The sequence below is a fragment of the Sphingomonas sp. Ag1 genome (assembly GCF_000980895.1).
Taxonomy (GTDB): Bacteria; Pseudomonadota; Alphaproteobacteria; order Sphingomonadales; family Sphingomonadaceae; genus Sphingomonas; species Sphingomonas panaciterrae.
On sequence record NZ_LAZX01000094.1, the window covers coordinates 344,136 to 368,269 of the forward strand.

23 protein-coding genes are annotated in these 24,134 nt (G+C 65.2%); 12 read left to right on the forward strand and 11 right to left on the reverse strand.

The window, feature by feature from the left end; all coding sequences use genetic code 11:
• Positions 1-82: 82 nt before the first annotated feature.
• Entirely contained in the window at positions 83-1,684 is a 1,602-nt protein-coding gene (locus XM50_RS14510; protein WP_046410474.1) for a M20/M25/M40 family metallo-hydrolase, read from the forward strand.
• Positions 1,684-2,427, forward strand: coding sequence for a 23S rRNA (guanosine(2251)-2'-O)-methyltransferase RlmB (rlmB, locus tag XM50_RS14515; protein WP_046410475.1), 744 nt, complete (start codon positions 1,684-1,686; stop codon positions 2,425-2,427). Before XM50_RS14510 ends, rlmB begins: the two co-directional genes overlap by 1 nt.
• Before the next feature lie 86 nt (positions 2,428-2,513).
• Here rlmB and XM50_RS14520 read toward each other — a convergent pair whose 3' ends face one another.
• Positions 2,514-2,831: a 2Fe-2S iron-sulfur cluster-binding protein gene (locus XM50_RS14520; protein ID WP_046410477.1), complete on the reverse strand. Its 318-nt coding sequence runs from the start codon at positions 2,829-2,831 to the stop codon at positions 2,514-2,516.
• A gap of 54 nt (positions 2,832-2,885) precedes the next feature.
• Between XM50_RS14520 and XM50_RS14525 the strand changes: the two genes are divergently transcribed.
• Positions 2,886-3,521 carry a DNA-3-methyladenine glycosylase family protein gene (locus XM50_RS14525; protein ID WP_046410479.1) on the forward strand — a complete coding sequence of 212 codons (636 nt, stop codon included), beginning with the start codon at positions 2,886-2,888 and terminating at the stop codon, positions 3,519-3,521.
• A gap of 19 nt (positions 3,522-3,540) precedes the next feature.
• Here the strand turns inward: XM50_RS14525 and XM50_RS14530 are convergent, their stop codons facing one another.
• Positions 3,541-3,969 carry a DUF2147 domain-containing protein gene (locus XM50_RS14530; RefSeq protein ID WP_046410481.1) on the reverse strand — a complete coding sequence of 143 codons (429 nt, stop codon included), beginning with the start codon at positions 3,967-3,969 and terminating at the stop codon, positions 3,541-3,543.
• 23 nt (positions 3,970-3,992) lie between these two features.
• On the opposite strand from XM50_RS14530, the gene mtnP reads away from it, so the two are divergent.
• On the forward strand, positions 3,993-4,862 hold the full coding sequence (gene mtnP, locus XM50_RS14535; protein WP_046410482.1) for an S-methyl-5'-thioadenosine phosphorylase: 870 nt from the start codon (positions 3,993-3,995) through the stop codon (positions 4,860-4,862).
• A 32-nt stretch (positions 4,863-4,894) separates the two neighbouring features.
• Positions 4,895-6,214 carry an Nramp family divalent metal transporter gene (locus tag XM50_RS14540; protein WP_046410484.1) on the forward strand — a complete coding sequence of 440 codons (1,320 nt, stop codon included), beginning with the start codon at positions 4,895-4,897 and terminating at the stop codon, positions 6,212-6,214.
• Between the two features lie 49 nt (positions 6,215-6,263).
• On the opposite strand, the gene XM50_RS14545 is transcribed toward XM50_RS14540, so the two are convergent.
• Positions 6,264-7,049, reverse strand: coding sequence for a thioesterase family protein (locus XM50_RS14545; protein WP_046410485.1), 786 nt, complete (start codon positions 7,047-7,049; stop codon positions 6,264-6,266).
• A complete protein-coding gene (locus tag XM50_RS14550) occupies positions 7,046-8,590 on the reverse strand; it encodes a class I adenylate-forming enzyme family protein (RefSeq protein WP_046410487.1) in 1,545 nt (514 codons plus the stop codon). Before XM50_RS14550 ends, XM50_RS14545 begins: the two co-directional genes overlap by 4 nt.
• 67 nt (positions 8,591-8,657) lie before the next feature.
• On the opposite strand from XM50_RS14550, the gene XM50_RS14555 reads away from it, so the two are divergent.
• Positions 8,658-9,443, forward strand: coding sequence for an SDR family NAD(P)-dependent oxidoreductase (locus XM50_RS14555; protein WP_046410489.1), 786 nt, complete (start codon positions 8,658-8,660; stop codon positions 9,441-9,443).
• Positions 9,444-9,542: 99 nt separating this feature from the next.
• Here XM50_RS14555 and XM50_RS14560 read toward each other — a convergent pair whose 3' ends face one another.
• Both XM50_RS14560 and XM50_RS14565 read right to left on the reverse strand, forming a co-directional pair.
• Entirely contained in the window at positions 9,543-10,241 is a 699-nt protein-coding gene (locus tag XM50_RS14560) for a glutathione binding-like protein (protein ID WP_046410491.1), read from the reverse strand.
• A gap of 46 nt (positions 10,242-10,287) precedes the next feature.
• Positions 10,288-11,496: an MFS transporter gene (locus tag XM50_RS14565; RefSeq protein ID WP_082103238.1), complete on the reverse strand. Its 1,209-nt coding sequence runs from the start codon at positions 11,494-11,496 to the stop codon at positions 10,288-10,290.
• A gap of 123 nt (positions 11,497-11,619) precedes the next feature.
• On the opposite strand from XM50_RS14565, the gene XM50_RS14570 reads away from it, so the two are divergent.
• The 6 genes from XM50_RS14570 (at position 11,620) to XM50_RS14595 (ending at position 21,617) form a co-directional block, all read left to right on the forward strand.
• Positions 11,620-12,840, forward strand: coding sequence for an acyl-CoA dehydrogenase family protein (locus tag XM50_RS14570; RefSeq protein ID WP_046410494.1), 1,221 nt, complete (start codon positions 11,620-11,622; stop codon positions 12,838-12,840).
• Between the two features lie 116 nt (positions 12,841-12,956).
• On the forward strand, positions 12,957-14,027 hold the full coding sequence (locus XM50_RS14575) for an acyl-CoA dehydrogenase family protein (protein WP_046410495.1): 1,071 nt from the start codon (positions 12,957-12,959) through the stop codon (positions 14,025-14,027).
• A gap of 173 nt (positions 14,028-14,200) precedes the next feature.
• The gene (locus XM50_RS14580; protein ID WP_046411722.1) at positions 14,201-17,257 is read left to right on the forward strand and encodes a TonB-dependent receptor domain-containing protein; all 3,057 of its coding nucleotides are present in this window, start codon (positions 14,201-14,203) and stop codon (positions 17,255-17,257) included.
• Between the two features lie 111 nt (positions 17,258-17,368).
• Entirely contained in the window at positions 17,369-18,685 is a 1,317-nt protein-coding gene (locus tag XM50_RS14585; protein ID WP_046410497.1) for a spinster family MFS transporter, read from the forward strand.
• Between the two features lie 330 nt (positions 18,686-19,015).
• On the forward strand, positions 19,016-19,441 hold the full coding sequence (locus tag XM50_RS14590; protein ID WP_046410498.1) for an organic hydroperoxide resistance protein: 426 nt from the start codon (positions 19,016-19,018) through the stop codon (positions 19,439-19,441).
• A gap of 316 nt (positions 19,442-19,757) precedes the next feature.
• Positions 19,758-21,617 carry an ABC transporter ATP-binding protein gene (locus XM50_RS14595; protein ID WP_046410501.1) on the forward strand — a complete coding sequence of 620 codons (1,860 nt, stop codon included), beginning with the start codon at positions 19,758-19,760 and terminating at the stop codon, positions 21,615-21,617.
• A 119-nt stretch (positions 21,618-21,736) separates the two neighbouring features.
• Here XM50_RS14595 and XM50_RS14600 read toward each other — a convergent pair whose 3' ends face one another.
• From XM50_RS14600 to XM50_RS14620, 5 genes are all read right to left on the reverse strand, one after another.
• Positions 21,737-22,075 carry a hypothetical protein gene (locus tag XM50_RS14600; RefSeq protein ID WP_046410503.1) on the reverse strand — a complete coding sequence of 113 codons (339 nt, stop codon included), beginning with the start codon at positions 22,073-22,075 and terminating at the stop codon, positions 21,737-21,739.
• Positions 22,076-22,189: 114 nt separating this feature from the next.
• Complete coding sequence (gene rplI, locus XM50_RS14605; protein WP_046410505.1) at positions 22,190-22,792, reverse strand: 50S ribosomal protein L9; 603 nt, start codon at positions 22,790-22,792, stop codon at positions 22,190-22,192.
• A 12-nt stretch (positions 22,793-22,804) separates the two neighbouring features.
• Positions 22,805-23,029, reverse strand: coding sequence for a 30S ribosomal protein S18 (gene rpsR, locus XM50_RS14610; RefSeq protein WP_007403456.1), 225 nt, complete (start codon positions 23,027-23,029; stop codon positions 22,805-22,807).
• Entirely contained in the window at positions 23,029-23,397 is a 369-nt protein-coding gene (rpsF, locus tag XM50_RS14615; RefSeq protein WP_046410507.1) for a 30S ribosomal protein S6, read from the reverse strand. The genes rpsR and rpsF overlap by 1 nt, the downstream gene beginning before the upstream one ends.
• Positions 23,398-23,540: 143 nt before the next feature.
• The gene (locus XM50_RS14620) at positions 23,541-23,903 is read right to left on the reverse strand and encodes an RcnB family protein (RefSeq protein WP_046410509.1); all 363 of its coding nucleotides are present in this window, start codon (positions 23,901-23,903) and stop codon (positions 23,541-23,543) included.
• Positions 23,904-24,134: the final 231 nt, after the last annotated feature.

The following is a 24,134-nucleotide window of genomic DNA, read 5'->3' on the forward strand; positions in this document are numbered from 1 at the left end:
TCAACGCACTGTCATCATGGTTGCGCGCTTTCTTTTCGACGCATAGCTACGGCACGCCATCCGGGCAGGAGATTTACCACCTATGCGCCATCTGCTTCTGGCCGCGATCGCGGTTGCAGCACCCGTCCACGCGCAGGACCGCAACGACACTGCGCGAATCATGGATGAGGGGCTGGCCCATTCGCAGGTCATGACGACGGCGCAGCACCTGACCGACGTCATTGGTCCGCGTCTCACCAATTCGCCGCAGATGCGCCAGGCGGAGGCATGGACCCAGGCGAAGTTCGCCGAATGGGGGCTGAAGAACGTCCACAAGGAAGGGTTCGATTTCGGCCGTGGCTGGTGGATCAACGGGTCCAGCGTGCGCATGGTCACGCCGCGCCCGATCCAGCTTACCGCCATCCCGATCGCCTGGACCCCGCCGACGCAGGGCACGCTCAGCGCACCGATCATCGTCGCGCCGATGAAAAGCGCGCGTGATTTCGCCGCCTATCGCGGCCAGCTGGCGGGCAAGATCGTGCTCGTGTCGTCGCCCGGCACCGGCTCGGAAAGCACGCGCGCCTCGTTCCACCGCTACACCGACGAGGAATTGGGCAAGGTCGCCGAATTTAGATTTCCCCGCTACGATCCTGCCGCCGACGCAAAGGTATTGCGCGAGGCTGATTTCGAGAAGCAGCGCGACGCCTTCCTGAAGGGGGAGGGCGCGCTCGCCTATGCCACCATCTCCTATCGGGACGGAAAGCTGGTGCACGGCGAAGGCTATATGTTCGAGGCGGGCAAGTCCCCCTCGCTGCCCGGCGTCGAGATTGCGGCGGAGGATTACCGCCGCCTTGCACGCCTGGCGAAGACCGGCGCGGCGCCGACGCTCGAGATCACCAGCGACGTGCGCTATGACGACAGCGATCCGCAGGCGTACAACATCTTCGCCGAAATCCCCGGCACCGATCCCAAGGCCGGCTATGTGATGGCCGGCGCGCATTTCGACAGCTGGGTCGCGGGCGATGGCGCGAGCGACAATGCGGCCGGCACCGCGGTCATCATGGAGGCGGCGCGCATCCTCTCGCGGCTTGGCGTGCGGCCGAAGCGCACGATCCGCTTTGCGCTGTGGAACGGCGAGGAACAGGCATTGCTCGGCAGCCTCGCCTGGGTGGAAAAGAACCTGGCGACGCGCGGCGGCCCCAATGATCCGCCCTTGGTCGGGGAGCGGCGCTATTATGAATGGAGCAAGCGCTGGCCGATCAACCCGCGCCCCGGCTTCAATGACCTCGCGGCCTATTTCAACGTCGACAATGGCTCGGGCCGGTTCCGCGGCATCTATGCCGAGAACAATCCCGCCGCGGCCGAAATCTTCCGCGGCTGGATGGCGCCGTTCAACGGCCTTGGCATGACCACCGTCGCGATCGGTCGTACCGGCGGCACCGACCATGTCTTCATGCAGTCGGTCGGCGCGCCCGGCTTCCAGTTCATCCAGGATCCGCTCGACTATAACAGCCGTGCGCACCATTCCTCCGCCGATACCTTTGATCACCTGAAGGAGGAGGATCTGCGCCAGGGTTCGACGATCCTCGCCGCCTTCCTGCTCAATGCCGCCAATGCCGACAAGGCATTGCCGCGCCCGCCGATGCCGACGCGCCCGGCGGTTACCGATCCCTTCGCTTATCCTGGCCCCGAGGAGCATAATTGATGGCACGCCGCGGACATCGTCCCAGCCAGGCACCGGCCGGCCGGCCCCGTTTCTGGGGCCGCCACGCCGTGACGGCTGCGCTGGCCAATCCCAATCGTACCGTGCGCAAATTATGGGGCACGCGTGAGGCGCTCGCCTCGCTCGATCTGCCGCCGGTGTTGCCGGTCGTCTATGCCGATGTCGCCGATCTCGGCCGCATGGTCCCGTCCGATGCGCCGCACCAGGGGCTGGTGGCGGAGGTCGATCCGCTGGACGAGATCTGGCTGGGTGATCTGCTGATGGAGGGGCGCGACGATCGCCGGCCACTGGTGGTGCTCGATCAGGTCACCGATCCGCACAATGTCGGCGCGGTGCTCCGCTCCGCCGCGGCGTTCGACGCGCTCGGCATCGTCACGCAGGATCGCCACGCCCCGCCCGAATCGGGCGCGCTGGCCCGCGCGGCATCGGGTGCGCTGGAAACGGTGCCCTGGGTGCGCGTGGTCAATCTCGCCCGCGCGCTGGACGAGATTGCCGAGGCCGGCTTCTGGCGCATCGGCCTCACCGGCCACGCCGATCAGACGCTGGCCCAGGTGATGGGCGAGGCGAAGGTCGCCATCGTGCTCGGCGCCGAAGGGGAGGGGATGCGCCAGAATACCGAGGCGCATTGCGACCAGCTGGCAAAGCTGCCGATCAGCCCCAAGGTCGAAAGCCTCAACGTCTCCAACGCCGCCGCGATCGCGCTCTACGCCGCCGCCGCGCGCTGACCCGAACGACGAAAGGGGGCGGGTGCCGATGGCGCCCGCCCCCTTTTGCTGTTCACCGGATCACCGGCCCCTCATGGGGCAGGCGGTCAGTCTTCCTCGGCGATGCGCACCTTCAGCCCGTCAAGATCGGGGCCGAACGGCAGCTGGCACGACAGCCGCGAATATTCGTCGCGCGTGCTGGAGGAATCGAGCAGGTCGTTCTCGTCCTCGCTGATCGGCGGCAGTTTCGCGGCAAATTCCGGGTCGACATGGATGTGGCAGGTCGCGCAGCTGCAGCACCCGCCGCACAGCGCCAGGATCTCGTCAATGCCGCCGTCACGAATGACTTCCATCACCGATAGGCCGGCGGAACCGTCGATCTCACGTTCTTCCCCGTCACGCAGAGTGACGATAAGCTTGGGCATGCTGCTCTCCCCGAAAGTTTATCGTTCCCTTGCCGATCTTGCGGGCCGCCCGCAATGGGGCTGAGCGAGCGCGCGCTGCGCGACGGCGTCGATGCGCTCGCCGCGATCGAGCCGCGCTTCGCCACCGCGCTCGCCCGCGTCGGCTATCCGCCCACCCGCATCCGCGATCGCGGCCACGTCACGCTGATGCGCACGATCGTCGGCCAGCAGGTCAGCGTGAAGGCCGCCGACGCGATGTGGCGCAAGCTGACGGCGGTGATCGGCGATCCCGTCGATCTCTCCCGCCTCGTGGCTGCCACCGATGAGGAATTGCGCGCCGCCGGCATGTCGCGGCAGAAATCGGGCTATCTGCGCAGCCTCGCGGAGGAAGTGACCAGCGGGCGGCTCGATTTCGACCGCCTGCCGCTCGATGACGAGGAAGCGATCGCGCAGCTTACCCGCGTGAAGGGGATCGGCCGCTGGTCCGCCGAAATCTACCTGCTGTTCGCCGAGGGCCGCCCCGACATCTGGCCCGCCGGCGACCTCGCGGTACAGATAGAGGTCGGTCGCATTCTGGGACAGGAGACGCGGCCCAGCGAGAAATTGACCCGCGAACTGGCGGAGGCATGGCGCCCGTATCGCGGCGCGGCGGCGATCTTCGCCTGGCATCATTATGGCGCCGGCGCCGATGCCGATGCAGCGCCGGTCTGACCGATCGCTCAGTTCCGGATCAGGATGCCGGCTTCCACGTCTGCGTCTGGCAGATGAAGGAAATGCACCCCTTCACCTTCAGCGACCCGTCCTTGGCGCGGGTGACGATCGACTTGTAGCTCTTGCCGTTGCGCGGGTCATAGATCCGGCCGCGCCACTCGTCGCCGGCATCGCTGAATTCGCTCAGGATCGGCATCCCCACGATCGGGCGGCTGCGCAGCGCGGCATCGGGATTGTTCACATCGGTGGCAGGCGCGCCCGCCTTCGCCTTGATCACCTTGGCGATTCGCCCACATGTTGAACCGCCGCACTGGCCGATCTGGACGATCGCGCTGCCATCCTGGGTCAGCCATTTGCCCGCAATCGGTTGTGCGGCCTGCGCCGGCCCGGCAAGGGTGAGCGCAGCGAGCGAGAGCGCGCCAGGCGCGGCGAGACGGGCGATCCTCATGATCGCCTTATCAGGGGACGGCGATGAACACGCAATGGACGATCGGCATCATCGGCGGCTCCGGCCTCTACGCGATTGAGGGGCTTGAGGACGCTGAGTGGCGGCCCGTCTCCTCCCCCTGGGGCGCGACCTCGGACGACATATTGTTCGGCCGCATTGGCCCCGTCGGCCTGCGCTTCCTGCCCCGTCACGGCCGCGGCCATCGCATCGCGCCCGGCGACATTCCGGTCCGCGCCAACATCGATGCGCTGAAGCGCGCCGGCTGCACTGACCTGATCGGCGTCTCGTCGGTGGGCTCCTTGCGCGAGGAGCTGGCGCCCGGCCGCTTCGTCGTCGTCGACCAATTCATCGACCGCACCGTCGGCCGTCCCGCCAGCTTCTTCGGCACCGGCATGGTGGCGCACGTCTCGCTCGCCGATCCTGTGTGCGAGCGGCTGTCCGCCTTCGCCGGCGCCGCGGTCCAGGCGGCGGGCGGCAAGGTGACCGAGGGCGCTACCTATCTCGCGATGGAGGGCCCGCAATTCTCCACCCGCGCCGAAAGCGAGATGTATCGCCAATGGGGCTGCGACGTCATCGGCATGACCGCCATGCCCGAGGCGCGGCTCGCACGCGAGGCGGAGCTGCCCTACGCGCTGGTCGGCATGGTCACCGATTACGATTGCTGGCGCGAGAATGAGCAGCCAGTGGAGGTGAGCGAGATCGTCGCGCAGATGGCGGCGAACGGCGTCATCGCCCGGTCGATGATCCGCGCCCTCGTCGCCGCGCTGCCGGCGCAGCGTACCCCGTCGCCAATCGACACGGCGCTGAACGGCGCGATCCTCACCGCGCCGGACCGCTGCGATCCCGCACTCGCCGCACAGAATTCCGCCATACTCGCCCGACTAAACGGTTGAATCGCTCCTCCACGTCCCGCATGGCAGCTTCGATGAAGCCAGCCGCCACTGAACCGTTGCGATCGCTTCCGGAGGTTTATGCCTCCATCCGTGTTCCCGAAGGCGCCGGCTTCTGGCGCCGCCTGTTCGCGTTCGTCGGCCCCGGCTGGCTGGTCGCCGTCGGCTATATGGATCCGGGCAATTGGGCCACCGACATCGCCGGCGGCTCGGCCTTCGGCTATACCTTGCTCAGCGTCATCCTCTTGTCGAACCTCATGGCGATCGTGCTTCAGGCATTGTCGGCCCGGCTCGGCATCGGCGCGGGGATGGATCTCGCCCAGGCGTGCCGCCGGCAATATTCGCGGCCCGTCAGCTTTGTCCTGTGGGTGCTGTGCGAGATCGCGATCATCGCCTGCGATCTGGCGGAGGTGCTAGGCACCGCCATCGCGCTGAAGCTGTTGTTCGGCCTGCCGCTAGTGGCCGGCGTCTGCGTCACCGCGGTCGACGTGTTCCTGATCCTCGCGCTGCAACGCTACGGCTTCCGCCGGCTGGAGGCGTTCGTCGCCGCCTTGCTGATCGTCATCGCCGGTTGCTTCGCCTTCGAGCTGGCCTGGGCCGGGCCGGACTGGGCGGCCGCTGCCGCCGGCCTCATTCCGACGACCGAGATCATCAGCAACCCGCTGATGCTCTACATCGCGATCGGCATCCTCGGCGCCACGGTGATGCCGCACAACCTCTACCTCCATTCCGCGATCGTGCAGACCCGCGCGGTGGGGAAGGGGGTCGCTGAAAAGCGCGACGCGCTGAAGATGGCGACGATCGATTCCACCGTCAGCCTCGGCCTCGCCTTCTTCATCAACGCCGCGATCCTGGTGCTCGCCGCCGCCACCTTCCACGTCGCCGGCCGTACCGAAGTGGCCGAGATCGAGGAGGCGCATCAATTGCTCGCCCCGATGCTCGGCGTCGGCGCGGCGAGCGCGGTGTTCGCCATCGCCTTGCTCGCCAGCGGGCAGAATTCCACCGTCACCGGCACGCTCGCCGGGCAGATCGTGATGGAGGGGTTCCTCGAACTGCGCCTGCCGATGTGGCTGCGGCGGCTGATCACCCGCGGCCTCGCCATCATCCCGGCGGTGGCGGGCGTGCTGATCGCCGGCGATTCCGGCGCGACTCAATTGCTGGTGCTCAGTCAGGTCGTGCTCAGCCTGCAATTGCCCTTCGCGGTCCTGCCGCTCGTTGCCTTCACCGGCAGCCGGCGCCTGATGGGGTCGATGGCCGCCCCGCGCTGGCTGATCGCGCTTGCCTGGGGGATCGCCGCCGTGATCGTGCTGCTCAACGGCTGGATGCTCTGGGGCATGATGACCGGCCAGGGCTAGGGTGCCTGCCGGGCGCCTGCGCCATCGCGCGGCGCCCGGCAATGTGCAATCAGGCGAACACGGCCACCGACTGCATCTGCTCGGCGACCATCTCGCCCCGGCTGTTCCAGATGCCCATCTGCTGCGACGAACTGCCCGCGCGCGCATAGTCGGCGTTGGAGCGCAGCAGCCACCAGCCGTCCTCGGTCGATGGCGTCGGCCCCAGCACGTTCAGGATCCACGTCAGTGAACTCATCGGCACGTTGCGCCCGATCAGTCGCAGCGCCGCCGGCGGCAGGCAGTCACCCACCGCGAGCAATTCCACCATCGGGTCCAGACCCTCGCGCTCGTTGAGCCGCGTCCAGCGCAGCCATTCGGCGGGCAGCAGGTTCGGCCCGTCGCGGCGGTCGAGGAACTCGAAATTCTGCGTGAAGGCGACCGCCGGATGCCCCTTGAAGGTCGTTTCCTCCGGTCCCGGCTTCGCGAAATCGGGCACGGTCGTCACCGCATAATCCAGCTCGCTTTCGATCGCGCGCATGAAGACGAAGGTGCAGCGCAGGCCAAGCCCCGCCTCGCTCTCGATATCGGCCTGGATGAACGCCGCATTCTTGCCCCGCCGCAGCCGGTGCGCCGTTACCAGGATCGGCCCGGCCAGCGGGCCGATGAAGCTTACCTGCGCCGACCGCAGCGGGGGCAGGTCGGTGTCGGACTGCATCGCGCAGTGCAGCGCGATCGCCGCCGACAGCCCGCCATAGCCGGTCCGCCCCTGCAGCCACCCGTCCGGGATCTCGCCGCGCCAGCCGGGGCCATCGCCCAGCGGGGTCAGGCCGTCCAGGATCTGCTTCAGGCTCGTCATGCATTCACCCCTTCGAATTCACCCTGGGCGAGCCGATCGCGCAGCTCGCGCTTCAATACCTTGCCGATCGCGCTGCGCGGCAGCTCGTCGGTGACGTACAGCTTCGACAGTCGCTGGGTTTTGCCCAGTTTCTCATTGACCGCTGCGCGAACCTCCTCCGCGCTCGCCGCAGCGCCGGGGCGGGGGACGTAGAAGCCGACCGGCGTCTCGCCCCATTCCTCGCTCGGCACGCCAACGACGGTGCAATCGGCCACCGCCGGATGCTGCGCCAGCACCGCTTCCAGATCGGACGGGTAGATGTTGAACCCGCCCGAAATGATCATGTCCTTCTTGCGGTCCATCAGGATCAGGAAGCCGTCCTCGTCGATACGCCCGACGTCGCCGTGGCGGATCCAGCGCCTGCCCTCCGCGTCATGATATTCCGCGTCGCGCGTGGCGCCCTCGCGCTTGTGATAACCGTTCATCATCGCCGGCGAGCGCCCGACGATCTCGCCCATCTCCCCGGGCGCCACTTCGTTGCCGTCCTCGTCCAGCAGCAACGCCTCATGCCCGGGCGACAGCTTGCCGACGGTGTGCAGCTTGTCGGGGTTCTCGTCCGCCACCAGGATGAATGACGCGCCGCCCTCGGTCATGCCGTAATATTCCACCAGCTTGCCCGGCCAGCGGTTCAGGATGTCGCGCTTCAGCTCGGCCTTGAACGGCGCTGAGGTGCAGGTCTTGAAGCGGAAGGCGCTGAGGTCGAAACTGTCGAAATCGGGCAGCGCCATGATGCGCTGATATTGTACCGGCACCAGCATCGTGTGCGTCGCGCGATATTGCTGCGCCAGCTCCAGATAACGGCGCGCATCGAACTTCTTCATCAGCACCACCGTGCCGCCCCAGGCGAGCGTCGGCAGGAAACTGACCAGCGTGGTGTTCGAATATAGCGGCGTTGCCAGCAGCGTGACGGCGGTGTCGAACCCGGCCGTGCTGTTGCGCGACAGATGCTGCCAGCGCATCGTGTGGCTCTGCACAATCCCCTTGGGGATGCCGGTCGTGCCCGACGAGTAGATGATGTTGAACGCGTCGAGCGGCGCGATCTCGACCGGCGTCGGCGTGCTCTCCTCCGGCGCCAGCCACTGGTCCAGTTCCTCCAGCATGACGATCCGGGCCGACATCGTCTGGCCGGCCAGCGCATCGGCATTGGCGCGATCGAGGGAGACGAGGTTGGCGCCGCTGTCCTCCACCATGCCGGCGATCTGCTCCGGCGTGGCGGATGGCTGGATCGGCGCGGCGATCGAACCAGCGCGCACCGCGGCCAGGAACACGATCGACTGCGCGACGCTCGGATAGCTGACGATCGCCACCGCCTGTCCCTGCGCCGTGCCGTCGCGCTGAAGCGCCGCCGCGGCGCGGTCCATCGCCCGGTCCAGCTCGGCATAGGTGATTTGCGCGTCGCCATCGGCGATCGCCAGCTTGTCGGGCTGGTTGGCGGCGTGGCGGCGGATCAGGTCCGGCAAGGTGCCGAAATCCCGTGCGAGCAGGTCTTCAACTCTCTCCATGATTCCTGCGCTAGCGGGCGCCGCTGCCGAATGCCATACGCGACATTCGAATTTAAAGGAGAGTCAAATGGACGGCGGAGTGGCAATCGTCACCGGCGGGGGTACCGGGATCGGGGCAGCGGTGGTTCGCCGGCTCGCGGCACGCGGCGTGCGCAGCGTCATCAACTATGCGCACAGCCGTGCCGAGGCGGAGGCGCTGGCGGCAGAGGTCGGCAACGGCTCGATCGCGGTACAGGCCGACATCGCCGACGACGCCGAATGTCGGAAGCTCGTTGCCGCCGCCACTGACACCTTCGGCCGGCTCGATTTCCTCGTCAACAATGCCGGCCGTACCAAACATGTCATGCATGAGGATCTCGACGGCCTCGACGCCGACGATTTCATCGACATTTACCGGCTGAACACCATTGCCGCCTTCCAGATGGTCCGCGCCGCTGCGCCCGCGATGCGCGAAGGGCCGATGAGCGCCGTAGTCAATATCGCCTCGATCGCCGGCATCCAGGGCGTCGGCTCCTCGATCGCCTATGCCGCTTCCAAGGGCGCGCTGATCACCATGACGCAAAGCCTCGCCCGCGTCCTGGCGCCGGCGATCCGCGTCAACGCCGTCGCGCCCGGCTATGTCGGCACCGGCTGGTTCGAAAAGTCGCTCGGCGTGGAGGGCAAAGCAAAGCTCGACGCCAATGTCGCGCGCCGTACCCCGATGGCGATGGCTCCGCAGGCAGAGGATATCGCCGGCCCGATCGAGATGCTGCTCGACCCCGCCGGCCGCGCGATTACCGGCGAAACCTGGCGCGTCGATGCCGGCTTCCACCTCGATACCGGCGGCAGCCGCCGTCCCGGTCGGGAGAATTGAAGGTTGCTGGCCGCGATGTCTCGGTTCGCGGCCGATAATCTCTGGTAACAGGCCATGATACCCCGCCAGCACGCCGGCGGGGTATCACGGCGGGCCGGCTCAGCGCCCCGTGTTCGCGGTCTGGCCGAACAACACCTTCTTCGCCTCGTCGGACATCGGCGCCGGCGCGGGCTGGATCTCCTTCCCCTTGGCATAGGCGCGCTCGGTCGCCGGCCGCGCCTTGATCGCCGCGTGCCAACGCGCGATGTTGGGAAATTCGCTCAGGTCCTGCCCCTGCGCCTCGGGCAGGATCCAGGGATAGCTCGCCATATCGGCGATCGTGTAATCGTCGCCCGCCACGAACGGTCGATCTGCCAGGCGACGATCAAGAACGCCGTACAAGCGATTGGTTTCATTCAGATATCGGTTGATTGCGTAGGGCACCTTCTCGGGCGCGTAATTGCGGAAATGGTGGTTCTGCCCCAGCATCGGTCCCAGACCGCCCATCTGCCACATCAGCCACTGGTTCACCTCGGCCCGCGCACGCATGGTGTCCCCTCCGAAACGCCCGGTCTTTTCGGCCAGATACAACAGGATAGCGCCCGATTCGAAGACGGAGATCGGCGCACCGCCATCGGCAGGCTCATGATCGACGATCGCCGGCATCCGGTTATTGGGCGCGATCTTCAGGAAGTCGGGCTTGAACTGCTCGCCAGTGCCGATGTTCACCGGAATGATCCGGTAGGGAACGCCGGTTTCCTCCAGGAAAAGCGTGATCTTGTGCCCATTTGGTGTCGGCCAATAATGAAGATCGATCATGCAATTCTCCCTTGTGGTTCGTGGGCCAGATGGGGGCTGGGGCCGATCAGGCAAGCACCGCGCGACGCCGCACCACGCCCAGCAGGAACACGGCAAAGGTGACGGCACACAGCAACGAGGCGAGCAGGAAAGCACCGCCCGCATGGCCGCGCTCGGCACCAAAGGCCAGTGCTTGGGTCATCGCCAGCGGGCCCACGATGGCCGCGACGCTGGAGAGGCTTGCCAGCCCGCCTTGCAACGCACCCTGGTTCGCGGAGTCGACGCGGGTCGACAGGATCGCATTGATCGACGGTCCGACCAGCCCGGTCACCGCCCCGGCTGCGATCAGCGCGTAGAGCTGCCACCCCTGCTGCGCAAAGGCGTAGAGCGCAAAGACTATCACCCCCGCCGTCAGCCCGATCAGCACCGTACGATCCTCCCCGAACCGCTTGATCGTCGGCCCGATCAGAAACACCTGCGCCAGCATCATCGACAGGCCTGACGCGGCCAGCGACCATCCGATCGCCTTGCTGTCCCACTCCAGCGCGATGCTGACGTAAAAGGTCCAGGTCGAGGGATAGACCATATGCGCGATCTGCCACAGCAACGCGCCGATCAGCAGCGCCGCAGCACCGCCGGCGTGAAAGAGCGGGACAAACGCGCCGACCGGATTGGCACGGCGCCAGTCGAAGGGGCGGCGGTTCTCCGGCACCAGCGTCTCCGGCATCACCGCCAGGATCAGCGCCGCATTGGCGAAGGCCAGCGCCGCCGCGGCGACAAAGGGCGCGCGCGGTCCCAGGTCACCCAACAAGCCGCCGATCGCCGGCCCCAGGATGAACCCGCCACCGAACGCCGCGCCCAGCAGGCCGAACATCCGCCCGCGCTGCTCGGGCGGCGTGACGTCCGCGATGACGGCATTGGCCGGGCCATAGGTCGCACCCGCGATTCCGGCGATGGCGCGGCCTGCAAACAGCCAGCCGAGCGACGGCGCAAAGGCCATGAAGGCATAGTCGATCCCGAAGCAGCACAGGCTGATCAGCAATACGCGCCGTCGGCCGTATCTGTCTGAAAGGCTGCCGATTACCGGACCGGCAAAGAAATGGGTGACGGCGTAGATCGCCAGCAGATAGCCGCCGATCCGCGTCGCATCGGCAAGATCGACGCGTCCGAGCTCTACGATCAGCGCCGGCAGAACGGGAAGCACGATCCCGAAACCGATGGAATCGATCAGCATCGCTGCGATCGCGACGGGCACGGCTGGATGATCGAATCGCATCAGCTCACCTTCCGGCGAAACCGCATAGACGAACAGGTAACAGTTGTCGCTTTGCTTGCCATCGGAAACGTGGCATGAATGCGCCATACCCGATATTCAGAATCGGCTTCGGAGAAATGATTGATGGCAAGCGCCGCCGAACTGGACCGTTCCGCAGACACGATTGATGCTTTCCGCGCTGAGGCGCGCGCCTGGCTCGAAGCGAACTTCCCGCAAAGCCTGCGTGGCAAGGATAACGCCATGTCGGCCGTTGATGGTCCGACGGAGGAAACCGCCGAGCAGAAGGCGTGGCGCGAGGCGATGGGCGCCAAGGGTTGGGGCACGCCCACTTGGCCGAAGGAATATGGCGGCGGCGGGCTGACCCGCGAACAGGCGCGCGTGCTGGGTGAGGAAATGGCGCGCATCGGCGCCTGGAACCCGATCGGCGGCATGGGCGTGATGATGTTCGGGCCGACGCTGCTGGAATATGGCAGCGAGGAGCAGAAGCAGAAGCACATCCCCGGCATCGTCCGCGGTGAAGTGCGCTGGTGCCAGGGCTATTCGGAGCCGGGCGCCGGTTCGGACCTCGCGTCCTTGCAGACCTTCGCCGAGGACAAGGGCGATCATTACATCGTCAACGGCCAGAAGACCTGGACGAGCGGCGGCCAGTGGGCGGACAAGTGCTTCGCGCTGGTGCGCACCGACAAGACGCAGAAGCATGCCGGCATCAGCTTCCTGCTGATCGACATGGATGCCGAGGGCGTCGAAACCCGCCCGATCAAGCTGATCTCTGGCGCCTCGCCCTTCTGCGAGACCTTCTTCACCAACGTGAAGGTGCCCAAGGAGAATTTGGTCGGCCAGGAAGGGCAGGGCTGGACCATCGGCACCCGGCTGCTGCAGCACGAGCGTAATTCGCTTTCCGGCGGCGGCGGCTCGCAGGGCCGCATGAACCAGGGCGAGCAGATCCCGTCGATCGCGAAGAAGTATCGCGGGGTCGATGCCGAAGGGAAGCTGGCCGATAGCGACCTGCGCACCCGCATCATCAAGCATGAGATGGACCAGCGCGCCTTCGCGCTCACGCTGCGCCGTGCGGCACTCGAGGCCAAGGGCAATGCCGGTCCGTCCGCCGCCACCAGCGTGATGAAGAACGTCGGCGCCCGCATCACTCAGGATCGCGCCGAACTGGCGATCGAGATCATGGGCATGCAGGGCCTCGGCTGGGAAGGCGAGGGCTTCAGCAACGAGGAACTGGCGGCAACCCGCACTTGGCTGTGGGGGAAGGCGGTGTCGATCTACGGCGGTTCGACCGAGATCCAGAACAACGTCATCGCGAAGCGCATCCTGGGGATGCTCGACCACCAGTAATCGCTGGTTTGTTATTCGGTTAGGCGCGGGCGAACGCGTCGGAGAGGGCCGGGTCGAGGAGCGGGCGCACAGACGTCCGCCCTCCCCGGCAGGTCCTTCGTTAAAGGGTTTGAGAAATGGCGTTGCTGAACGACGAACAGGTGATGTTGCGCGACATGGCGCGCGAGTGGGCCGACAATGAGTCGCCAACCACCGCGTTCCGCAAGCTGCTCGACGCAGCACCGGCCAAGGGGTTCGATCCCGAGGCATGGAATACGATTGGCCAGATGGGGTGGGCGGGCATTCTCATCCCCGAGGAATTCGGTGGCTCTGCCTTCGGTTATCTATCGCTCGGACTGGTGGTCGAGCAGCTCGGCCGCAATCTGGCTGTGAGCCCGCTGTCTTCGACCGCAGTCGCGGCAAGCGCGATCGCGACGGGCACGTCCGACGCGGCAAAGTCCGACTGGCTGGGCAAGCTCGCCAGCGGCGAGGCGGTTGCCACGCTCGCGATCGATGAAGGCCCGCTGCACACCGGTGTCGATAATCTCCAAACTACCGTGTCGGGCAGTTCGCTGAGTGGTGCCAAGAAGTTCGTCGCCGAGGGTGACGGCGCTGACGTGTTCGTCGTGGCCGCTGCTGATGGCCTCTATGTCGTGGCGAAGGGTGAGGGGGTCACCGTCCACACGCGCCGCATGGCGGACAGCCGCAGCCATGCCGACGTCACCTTCACCAACGCGCCGGCTGAGAAGCTCGGCGGGCCGGAGCTCAGCCGCGCCATTGTCGATCGCGCCACTGCCGTCACCACAGCGGAAATGCTTGGCATGGCGGAGAACGCGTTCAGCCAGACGCTCGACTACCTCAAGCAGCGCGTGCAGTTCGGCCAGGTCCTGTCGACCTTCCAGGCGCTGCAGCACCGCATGGCAAAGATGAAGACCGAAATCGAGCTGATGCGGTCCGCCGTTGAGGGCGCGTTGGAAGCAATCGACGCAAATCGTTCGGACGTCGACCAGGCGGTCAGCCTGGCAAAGGCGGTGGCGAATGACACGCTGCGTCTTGTCAGCCGTGAGATGGTGCAGCTGCACGGCGGCGTCGGCATGACCGACGAATATGATGCCGGCCTCTATCTGAAGCGCTCCGCCGTGCTGGAGACGATGTGGGGCAATGCCAGCTACCATCGTGACCGTTTTGCGCGGCTCAACGGATATTAAAACACGTTACAGTAATTCCGGTATGGAGGCGGGTGTTCTCTGCAACACCCGCCATATTTATACTTGCCGAACGCTGGTGAGCCGCATTGTCGCTTGACCTTACGGAAAGTGCGTCGTCTATTCGATGATACGGTACGGCCCGAATAGAGGCTGACCGCATCGGGAGAGAGATGATGGCGAAAGCGCTTTTCGTCCGCGGCACCGCATGTTCGGCGCTCGCGTGGGCCCTTCTCACCGCCGGAACGGCGCACGCACAGATCGGCGGCGACCCCACGGCCATCCAGTCGGCACCGGCCACCAACGACACGGCAGCACCAGACATCGTCGTCACCGGCACGCTGATCCGCGGCACGCCGGAGAATTTGGCCGTGCCGGTGGATGTCATCTCCAGCGAGGAACTGGCGAAGCAGGGCGCACCGACGGCGGTCGATCTGCTCAAGAACCTGACCGTGGCGAACGGCACGGTGGGTGACGCCAATCAGTTCGACACGCGCGCGCAAGGCTCCGAAGGTGTTGCCTCGGTCAACTTGCGTGGTCTGGGGCCGCAGCGTACCCTGGTGCTCCTCAACGGCAAGCGCATGGTGCCATCCGGGCTCGGCATCCCGATCGTCGACGTCAACATGTTCCCGACCTCCGCGATCGGCCGGGTCGAAATCCTGAAAGATGGCGCCGCGGCGACCTATGGGTCGGACGCCATCGCCGGCGTGGTGAACTTCATCACGCGCACTGATCAGCAAGGCTTCCTCGTTTCCGGTGACTATCGCTGGATCAAGGGGTCGAACGGCGATTACGGCGCGGCGGCGTCGTACGGGCACAAACAGGACAATTTTCGTGTCTTTGCCTCGATCGGCTATCAGCGGCGCTCCGAGCTTCGCTTCACCGATCGTGATTACGCGGTGCAGCCCTATCCCACCAACCCACAAGGTGCGTGGACCGGGGGCGGCAGCCCCGGCAACTTCGATTTCAACGGTACGGTCGGCGGCATCAATCTCACGACTGATCTCGGTTGCCAAGGGCTCGGCGGCTTCCGCAGCGCGCCCGGCTCCAACACCGACCGTTGCTTCACGCAATTCGGCCAGTTCGATAATCTGATCGAGCCGGAGGAGCGCTTCCAGGCCTTCCTCGACACCGAGTTCGACGTGGCTGACAATGCGTCGCTTCGCCTGACGGGGCTGTATTCGTTCACCAACACCCGGGTGACGAGCTCGCCCAGCTACCTGCCGACACTGCCGCCATCGACAAACGCGGCGTTCGGCAATGGCTCGCTGTTCGTCATCCCCGGCTATGCACCGGCGCTGCGTGACTATTGCGCATTGTACGGCGCGCAGGCGGGGTGCTCGCGCTCTGCGTCCGGCGCACTCGACAGCGCGGTCGCGCTGCCGGTGCTGTTCCGGCCCTTCCTGCTCGGCGGCAATCCCTTGTTCGAAAGCCGCAGCAACGATCGCGGCTCCGCCGTGTCGAAGCGCGAGACGGAGGCGATGCGCTTCACCGCCGACCTTCATATCGAAGTCAGCAGCAACATCGATTTCACGACGGGCTTCACCTTCAGCGAATATCATCGCGACTATGACGGCACCGACACCTTCGGCGATCTGCTGCAAAACGCGATGGCGGGCTTCGGCGGGCCCAATTGCGCCTATGCGTCAACCGCCTCGCGCGCTGGGCTGACCCCGGCGCAGCTGGCGGGCCTTGCGGGCACCAACGGCTGTACGTTCTTCAACCCTTTCTCGACCGCGATACCGGCCAACGCAGTCACCGGCATCCTCAACCCTAACTTCGCGGGCACGCGCAATCCTGCCGGCTTCAATCTCTCGCCCGGCGCTGGCCTCATCAATGACCTGGCGACCATCGACCTGTTCTTCCGCACGCCCAACACGCAGGTTCGTACCCAGCAATATGTCGGCGACGTCGCGCTTTCGGGCCGTACCGGCATCCGGCTGTGGGCCGACAGGGATATCGGATTTGCGGTGGGCGGCCAGTATCGCAAGAACACGTTCCAGACGCTGCTCAACAACGACGCCAATATCGCTGTGACGCCGTGCCCGGGAACGCCGCTCAACCCGAATGCGACCTGTAACCCGCAAACCGGGGCGCTCGGCTTCCTCGGCACCAATCCCGAACGCACGGCGGACGCCGATGTGTACGCCCTGTTCGCCGAGCTGCAGATCCCGATCATCGACGCGATCAACCTGCAATTGTCGGCGCGGTATGAGGATTACCGCGGCAACGTGGGCTCCACCTTTGATCCGCAGGCGCGCCTGAAGATCGAGCTGACCGACTGGCTCGGCATCCGCGGCGGCGTCGGCACCAGTTTCCGTGGGCCGCCGCCTCAGAACCTGTCGGGCTCCGGCGTGTCGCTGCAGGTGATCGGCACCGGTTTCCGCGCGGTGGAGATCTTCGGCAATCCAAACCTGCGCCCGGAAAGCGCAACCACCTATAATGGCGGCATCCTGATCGATCGCGGGCCGTTCAACGCCAGCCTCGACTATTGGCGCTACGACCTGAAGGGGCCGATCGAATCGGAGCCGGTGTCCGGGCTGGCCAATGCGCTGTTCGGCGCGAGTGGCACCGCCAATTGCGGCAATCCGGCCTTTGCCGCACTCCAGTCGCGCTTCACCTTCAACGCAGCGGGTTGCGGCATCAACAATGTCAGCCGCCTGCGTACGCAGGTGTTCAACAGCGCAGACGTGAAGACGTCCGGCCTTGATTTCACCGCCAGCTATCGGGGTGAACTCGGCCCCGTCGAACTCACCGTGGGCGGCGCTGCGACCTATGTCATCGATTATGATATCAAGGATCTGTTCGTCGAAGGCATTCTGGTGCAGCCAGCGTTCGACGCGGTCGGAAAGCTGAATTTTCAGACCACCGCATACCCGATCCCGCAATGGCGCGGGAACTGGTACGTGCAGGGGGACACCGGGCCACATTCGCTGAGGCTCCAGTTCAACTATGTCGACGGCTATACCGATCAGCGCGGTCCCGCCATTTTCGGGCCCAACGCGGGTGCACTGGCTGGAGCGTCGGTAACCCGCGGCAAGGAAATCGGATCTTGGCGGACGTTCGACGCGACGTACCGTCTGGCGCTTGACACCGGCACGACCTTCACGCTTGCGGCGGTCAACATCTTCAACCGCGACCCGCCGTTTGCGCGCCTTGACCCCAATTACGACAGCTTCACTGCGTCGCCGCTCGGGTTCACCCTGAAAGCGGCGGTTTCACAGGCCTTTTGACCTTCGGCGGGCAGCATTGTTGCGAAACATTGCTGCCCGTACCAATGCCACTGGTGTATTCCTTTCGCCTCGTTAAAGATCGAAGGGCGTATACAAGCGTAGGAGAGCGATATGGATGCCAGCACCACATGGGTGCATGATGACCGTGACAGGAAGGCACTCAGCCGTCGCGGATGGACGCTGGCACTGCTGACCACGGCCTATTTCTTCAGCTTCATGGACCGGCAGATCCTCGCGATCCTGCTGGAGGCGATCAAGGCGGACCTGCACCTCTCGGACACCCAGCTCGGGCTGCTGTCCGGCCTCGTGTTCGCCATTTTCTACGCCACCCTCGGCCTGCCGATCGCGCGCCTCGCGGATCGATCAAGCCGCAGCAACATCATCGCAATCAGCATTGCCTTCTGGAGCGCCATGACGGCGCTGTGCGGCTTCGCGCAGAATTTCGTGCATCTGATGTTCGCCCGTATTGGCGTCGGCATCGGGGAGGCCGGGTTTGGCCCGCCCAGCCAGTCGATCATCGCCGATCTCTATCCCCCCGAGAAGCGCGCAAGCGCTATGGCGATCTACTCGCTCGGCGTTCTGCTTGGCGGTGGGCTCGGCATGGTGATCGGCGGGTTTGTGGCGCACTCCTACGGCTGGCGCGTGGCGCTGATGGTTGTTGGCCTTCCCGGGATCGTGCTGGCCATCATCATGAAGCTGTTCGTGGTCGAGCCGCGCCGTGGCCTCGCCGACGGAAAGGTACCCGCGGCCCCCGCCGATGCGCCGGTCATCGGCATGTGGCAGGGCATCGCCTCGATGTGGCATAATCGGGCCGCGTTCCACCTCGTCGCGGCGATCACCATCACCTCGCTGGTCGGCTATGCCGTGACCGGCTGGGGACCCAGCTACATGCAGCGCTCGCTCGGCATGTCGATCCTCGACGTGTCCAAATATGTCGCACTGCCCGCGGCGCTGATCGCCGGCTTCTCGGCCATGCTGGGCGGCTGGCTGTGTGACCGCGTGGCAAAGAGCAAGGGCATCTATGCCCAAAGCTATGTCGTCGTTGTCCTGAAGATCATCGCCTTTCCCTTCGCGCTGGGCTTCTACTTTGTCGATCACCTGTGGCTCGCGCTCAGCTCGTACTTCGTCGCGGCGATCTTTGCCGGCGCTTACATCGGCCCGACCTACGCCATGATCCAGCACCTCGCGCCGCTGCGGCTGCGTGCCACCTGGGCGGCGTTGACGCTGCTGGCGACCAGCCTGCTTGGCCTCGGCCTCGGGCCGTTCGCGGTCGGTCAGATCAGCGATCTCCTGCGGCCCACCTATGGTGGTGAATCGCTCCGCTGGGCGATGTTCTCGGTGGCGATGCTGACGCCGTGGGGCATCTTCCACTACTGGCGCGCAGGCGTTCTGATGAAGCGCCAGGAGGAGGCCGCAAAGGCCGCCTGACGGCTCCCGCCGGCGCCCTTCGGGGCGTCGGCACCACCCGCCCGCGGCAGGTGTCGTTAAGCTTAGCGCAACCTTTGCGGCAGTGCCGCATTGTAGCGGAAACGTTACTCAAGGTTGCTTCGATGAAACAGATCGTTCCGATCGTGCTCGCCCTGATCCCGCTTGCTGCCGTGGTGGGAGCGTGCGTCACGGTTCCTTGATCCGCCATTACATCGACATGGAGCGACGCCCGTCCTTGATCCTCAAGGGCGGGCGTTGTTCTTATGGTCACCCTTGCTATTACATTGCGCGCAACCGAATATAGCCTCTCGGAAGCTTTGGAGGAACGAGATGAGCGCATTGTACACGACGAAGGTAACGGCTGTCGGGGGCCGCAGTGGCACCGTGCGAAGCGAGGACGGCATCCTCGATCTTTCGCTCGCGATGCCAAAGGAACTCGGTGGAAAGGGTGGAGCGACCAATCCGGAGCAATTGTTCGCTGCCGGCTACGCCGCATGTTTCGAAAACGCCGTGATCCATGTGACCCGCGGAAAGGCCGTGAAGGTCCGCGACGACGATATCGAGGTGATCGCTGATGTGGGGCTTCAGCCCGCGGCCGGCGGGGGCTTCGCGCTTACCGTGGCGCTTGACGTCACCATCGCTGGTGTGGACCAAGCGCAGGCCCAAGAGATTGTTCAGGCCGCGCACGCAATTTGCCCCTATTCCAACGCGGTGCGGGGCAATGTTGACGTGGCGCTCAACGTATCGACGCGCTGACAAAAGGACGGCTCTGCCCGTCGGCAGAGCCGTCCCTTATCACCGTCCGATCAAGCGCGTCCGTTTTACCCGCTTCCCCAACCGCGCCGCTGACTCGTCGCAACGGACGCACGGCGTGGCGGCAATTCAGCACAAATTGTTGGTCTTTTCGCGCGACCTGAGGCAGCGGGCGGCGCGATGCTGCCCTGCATGCGCGAAACCAATGAAATAAAGCGAAGTTGTGTTGCCTTGATGATCAAGCGCAACGTTTCTTTCGCGTCTTGGCATCGGTCGTCTCGCTCGGGCTTTACCGTTGATGAACAGTTACGATCTAGCAATGCCCTTTCTGGTTAATCCCACGCGATTCCTGCTGCATTATGTGGCGGCCCGACCCTGGATATTCCTGCTGCTGGGCCTTCTGGTCGCTGGCGCGTCGGTCAGTTCGATCGGCGTCCAATATGCGATGAAGGTGTTGATCGACACCATGACCGGCGATGATCGCATCCGGTCTGCGGTCTATGCCGCGCTGGCAGCGTTCCTCGGCCTCGTCATCATCGAAAGCCTGCTGCAGCGGCTCGCCGCGCTGACGCTCGGCCAGGCCACCGTCGTGTCCGGCGTCGCCATCCGGCTCGACATGGTGAACTATCTCACCGGCCATCAGATGCCGTTTTTCCAGAACCAGCGCGCTGGCTCGCTGGGGCATCGTATCTCCGGGCTGGCGGGCATCTTCGGCGCCATCATCCACCGCCTGCTGCAGGAGGTGACGCCGCCGCTGATCGTATTTGCCGGCGCGATGCTGATCTTCATCACGATCGACGTGCGCATGGCGATCGTCCTCGGCGGGATCTTCGTGGTGGTGACACTCGGCCTCGTGCTGCTCGGGCTGCGCGGCCATGTCCATCACAAGGCGTTTGCCGAACACGCCGGCACGGTGGGCGGTGAGCTCGTCGACTTCATCGGCAACATCTGGGTGGTGAAGGCCTTTGCTGCCGGCGAGCGTGAGATGTCCCGTTTGCGCGGCTTCCTCGATGACGAGGCGATCGCCCAGCGCCGCGGCTGGTTCTTTGTCGAGCGGATGCGCGGGCTGCACGATCTGTCGCTGGCGATCTTCGTCGGCGGGACATTGATCTGGGCAATCGGGCGCTGGTCTGATGGCAACATCACGACCGGCGACGTCGTCGTCATCAGCACGCTTACCTTCCGTATCCTCCACGGCTCGCGCGATCTTGCCATGGCGCTGATCGATGTGAGCCAGCAGTTCAGCTATCTGCGTGAGACGCTCGATATCATTGGCGTGCCGCAGACGCTGAGCGATGCACCGGGCGCGACGCGGCTGCGCGTGGGTGAGGGCAGGGTGGAATTCAACCACGTCACCTTCGGCTATGATCCGCGCCACCCGATCCTGCACGATCTGTCGCTGGAGATCCCCGCCGGCCAAAAGGTCGGGATCGTCGGTCCGTCCGGGGCCGGCAAGTCATCGATGTTGCAGCTGGTTCAGCGCTTCCACGATCCACAGGCCGGGCACGTGCTGATCGATGGGCAACGCGTCGACAGCGTCACGCAGGAAAGCTTGCGCGATGCGGTCGCCGTGGTCCCGCAGGAGGTATTGCTGTTCCACCGCTCGGTGATGGAGAACATCCGCTTCGCCCGCCCCGACGCGGACGATGAGGAGGTGTTCCGCGCCGCGGAGGCGGCGGGATGCGATGATTTCATCCGCCGCTTGCCGCATGGCTATGACAGCATCGTCGGCGAACGCGGCACCAATCTGTCCGGCGGTCAGCGGCAACGAATCGGCATCGCGCGTGCCTTCCTGAAGAATGCCCGGATCGTCCTTCTCGATGAGGCGACGTCGGCGCTCGATTCCGAATCCGAGCTTGAGGTGCAGAACGGGCTGGAGGCTCTGATCCAGAACCGCACCGTGATCGCCGTCGCGCACCGCCTCTCTACGATCGTCAACTTCGACCGCGTGGTGGTCGTATCGGAGGGACGGGTGATCGAGGATGGCCCACCGCAGCAATTGCTGCGCCGCCCGGATGGCGCCTTCCGCGCCTTGTGGGTGATGCAGGTCGAGGGGCTGGATCGATCGTCGGGCATCTCGGCCGCTGGCGAGCGGCTACGCGCCTTGTCCGAACGCAGCCGCGCCCGCGTCCAGCGCATGATGCGCAGCGCCTGGCAGGGGGTAACCGAACGGCCCTAAGGGCAGGGGCTGTGCGCTCCCGTCTCTGCGAACGAAAAGGCTTGACTGGGCAAAGCTGACGTGCGGTAAATGGTTGGTGCCGGCAGCCGCCCGGGCAGGTTTTGATTTCAGAGCCGCTGCTACTTTCCGCGGTTCAGCGCCCTCCAAGCCAGCCAGAGATGCAGTTGCTGACCAGCGAGTAGCGCCGCGCCCATCAGTACCAGCACGGGCAGGGCGAAATGCTCTTGTCCTGGGCGCGGTGCGACCGACAGCGACAACCCGGTCGCGAAGCCGAGCAGGAGAACGACGAGCACGGGCATGAAGGCAAGCGCTACCCGTCGCGGCGCAGACCAGTTTACCTCGCCCATCAGGCTCCATTGCATTGGAAGGCGATCCGCACTGTGGAAGCGCTTGTTCGCGCGGAGGGCGACGCAACTGCTTGTCGCGACGAACAGCAGCAGGACGAGCAGCATCAACATGGTCCGGTTCCTCCGCACCTGAGATTAGCCGCCAATCGGGGGGCGTCAGACAAGAAAAAACCCGCCCGGCGTGATGCCGGACGGGTTTTCAAGCATCGCACAGCGAAGAGCCGATCAGCCCTGCGCCGGCTCCTCGGCCTCGTCGCGGGCCTCGGCGGTGGCGCCGGGCTCTGCGTTAGGGTCGAACTTCTCCAGGAAGCCACCCTGGTCCCGGCCTTCTTCGAAGACCTGCGCCATGACGTCCACGCCAGCCGCCTGCATCTCTGCCTCTTCAGGCGAGCGTGCGACGTTGACCTTGACCGTCACGGACACTTCCGGGTGCAGCGCGACCTTCACGTCGTACACGCCGATCGACTTGATCGGACGGTCGAGCACGACGGCCGACTTGGCGACCTTGTGGCCAGCCTCGTTCAGCGCCTCGACCAGATCGCGAACCGCGACCGAGCCGTACAGCTGGCCGACGTTCGACGCCTGGCGGATGATGGTGACCTGTGCGTCCCTGAAGCTCTTCGCTTCCTTCTCGGCCTCGCCACGACGGTTGGCGTTTTCCGACTCGATGCGAGCACGGTTGGCTTCGAAGACCTTGCGGTTCGCTTCGTTGGCGCGCAGCGCCTTCTTGTTCGGCAGGAGGTAGTTGCGGGCGAAGCCATCCTTCACCTTCACCACGTCGCCGATGGCGCCGAGCTTCTCGACGCGCTCAAGCAGAATGACGTCCATCTGCTCTTCTCCTTACTTAACGACGTAGGGCAGCAGGCCCAGGTGACGGGCGCGCTTGATCGCCTGGGCGAGCTCGCGCTGCTTCTTGGCGCTCACCGAGGTGATACGCGACGGAACGATCTTGCCACGCTCGGACACGAAGCCCTGCAGCAGACGCACGTCCTTATAGTCGATCCGGGGAGCGTCCTTCGCGGAGAAGGGGCAGCTCTTGCGACGACGGAAGAAGGGGCGTGCCATTATGCGTTCTCCTCTTCACGACGACGGCCGCGCTCGCGGTCGCGTTCCTGCTTGCGCATCATCACCGACGGGCCCTGCTCATGCGCGTCAACCTTGACGGTCATGTAGCGGATCACGTCCTCGTTGATGGAATGCTGACGCTCGATCTCGGCGACGGTGTCACCGGGCGCGTCGATCTCGAGCATGACATAGTGAGCCTTGCGGTTCTTCGACATGCGATATGCCATCGAACGCAGGCCCCAGGTCTCGGTCTTGACGACCTTGCCCTGATGATCTTCGACAATCTTGGTGACGGCTTCCGCCATCGCGTCCACCTGCGCCTGTGCCAAATCTTGGCGCGCAAGGAACACGTGCTCGTAAAGAGCCATGTGCTTTCCTTCGTTGGCCGATCGCTGACATGGCCCCGTGCCATGCCCCTCCGGCTGTCGTCCACAACAGCAAAAGGCGAGGAGTCGACGCTCCCCGCCCATGCTCTGCGCTCCTGTACCGGGAGCGGGTCAAATTGCAAGCCTTAGCGGAAGGCGCCCCGGACGATCGTCACGATCTGGCCGTTGCGGCCCAGCAGCAGGGCGTCGTGGCCAGACCGGACCCACTGCTGTCCGCGCTGCGGCGCATAAAGGCGCTTGCCGCGGAACTGGCGATAATCGACCACGCGATAGTTGCGGGCATATCGACGGTCGAACCGCTCGCCTTTGCGCCAGTTGCGATAGGTCGGCTGACGCGTGACGGTGGTGTGCTTCACGACCGTGCCGTTGCCGCGATGCTGAACCGTGCGGGTGGTGGTCTCGCGATGCTGCGCCGATGCGGTGCTGGCGATCACCGGCGTGGCGACCAGCGAGGCTGCAACCGTCGCCTTGATCAGCTTCTTGAACATCTGACTGCTCCTCTTCACTCTCTTGCAGGCGCCGATAGCGCGGCGTCGGAGACCTATCTGGGGCAGGGATGTATCCGACCTGTCACAGTGAGCGGGCGAAATGGTCGCGATTTGTCGCAGGATCGTTGCGAAGCTGAATCGACGTTCAGAATACAAGCATTTCTATACCGGATCGGCCTAGAAGCGGCGCGATGGCGATTCTTCTTGCGTGTGAAGGAAGGGGCAGGGCGG

Bases quoted from the DNA above. Each gene is read 5' to 3' on its own strand.
- rlmB (WP_046410475.1), top strand. From the start codon at position 1,684: ATGGCACGCCGCGGACATCGTCCCAGCCAGGCACCGGCCGGCCGGCCC.
- XM50_RS14525 (WP_046410479.1), top strand. From the start codon at position 2,886: ATGGGGCTGAGCGAGCGCGCGCTGCGCGACGGCGTCGATGCGCTCGCC.
- XM50_RS14545 (WP_046410485.1), bottom strand. From the start codon at position 7,049: ATGACGAGCCTGAAGCAGATCCTGGACGGCCTGACCCCGCTGGGCGAT.
- XM50_RS14585 (WP_046410497.1), top strand. From the start codon at position 17,369: ATGGATGCCAGCACCACATGGGTGCATGATGACCGTGACAGGAAGGCA.
- rpsR (WP_007403456.1), bottom strand. From the start codon at position 23,029: ATGGCACGCCCCTTCTTCCGTCGTCGCAAGAGCTGCCCCTTCTCCGCG.
- XM50_RS14590 (WP_046410498.1), top strand. From the start codon at position 19,016: ATGAGCGCATTGTACACGACGAAGGTAACGGCTGTCGGGGGCCGCAGT.
- XM50_RS14570 (WP_046410494.1), top strand. From the start codon at position 11,620: ATGGCAAGCGCCGCCGAACTGGACCGTTCCGCAGACACGATTGATGCT.
- XM50_RS14580 (WP_046411722.1), top strand. From the start codon at position 14,201: ATGGCGAAAGCGCTTTTCGTCCGCGGCACCGCATGTTCGGCGCTCGCG.
- rplI (WP_046410505.1), bottom strand. From the start codon at position 22,792: ATGGACGTCATTCTGCTTGAGCGCGTCGAGAAGCTCGGCGCCATCGGC.
- XM50_RS14565 (WP_082103238.1), bottom strand. From the start codon at position 11,496: ATGCGATTCGATCATCCAGCCGTGCCCGTCGCGATCGCAGCGATGCTG.
- XM50_RS14555 (WP_046410489.1), top strand. From the start codon at position 8,658: ATGGACGGCGGAGTGGCAATCGTCACCGGCGGGGGTACCGGGATCGGG.
- XM50_RS14540 (WP_046410484.1), top strand. From the start codon at position 4,895: ATGAAGCCAGCCGCCACTGAACCGTTGCGATCGCTTCCGGAGGTTTAT.
- XM50_RS14520 (WP_046410477.1), bottom strand. From the start codon at position 2,831: ATGCCCAAGCTTATCGTCACTCTGCGTGACGGGGAAGAACGTGAGATC.
- mtnP (WP_046410482.1), top strand. From the start codon at position 3,993: ATGAACACGCAATGGACGATCGGCATCATCGGCGGCTCCGGCCTCTAC.
- XM50_RS14575 (WP_046410495.1), top strand. From the start codon at position 12,957: ATGGCGTTGCTGAACGACGAACAGGTGATGTTGCGCGACATGGCGCGC.
- XM50_RS14595 (WP_046410501.1), top strand. From the start codon at position 19,758: ATGCCCTTTCTGGTTAATCCCACGCGATTCCTGCTGCATTATGTGGCG.
- XM50_RS14530 (WP_046410481.1), bottom strand. From the start codon at position 3,969: ATGAGGATCGCCCGTCTCGCCGCGCCTGGCGCGCTCTCGCTCGCTGCG.
- XM50_RS14620 (WP_046410509.1), bottom strand. From the start codon at position 23,903: ATGTTCAAGAAGCTGATCAAGGCGACGGTTGCAGCCTCGCTGGTCGCC.
- XM50_RS14560 (WP_046410491.1), bottom strand. From the start codon at position 10,241: ATGATCGATCTTCATTATTGGCCGACACCAAATGGGCACAAGATCACG.
- XM50_RS14600 (WP_046410503.1), bottom strand. From the start codon at position 22,075: ATGTTGATGCTGCTCGTCCTGCTGCTGTTCGTCGCGACAAGCAGTTGC.
- XM50_RS14510 (WP_046410474.1), top strand. From the start codon at position 83: ATGCGCCATCTGCTTCTGGCCGCGATCGCGGTTGCAGCACCCGTCCAC.
- rpsF (WP_046410507.1), bottom strand. From the start codon at position 23,397: ATGGCTCTTTACGAGCACGTGTTCCTTGCGCGCCAAGATTTGGCACAG.
- XM50_RS14550 (WP_046410487.1), bottom strand. From the start codon at position 8,590: ATGGAGAGAGTTGAAGACCTGCTCGCACGGGATTTCGGCACCTTGCCG.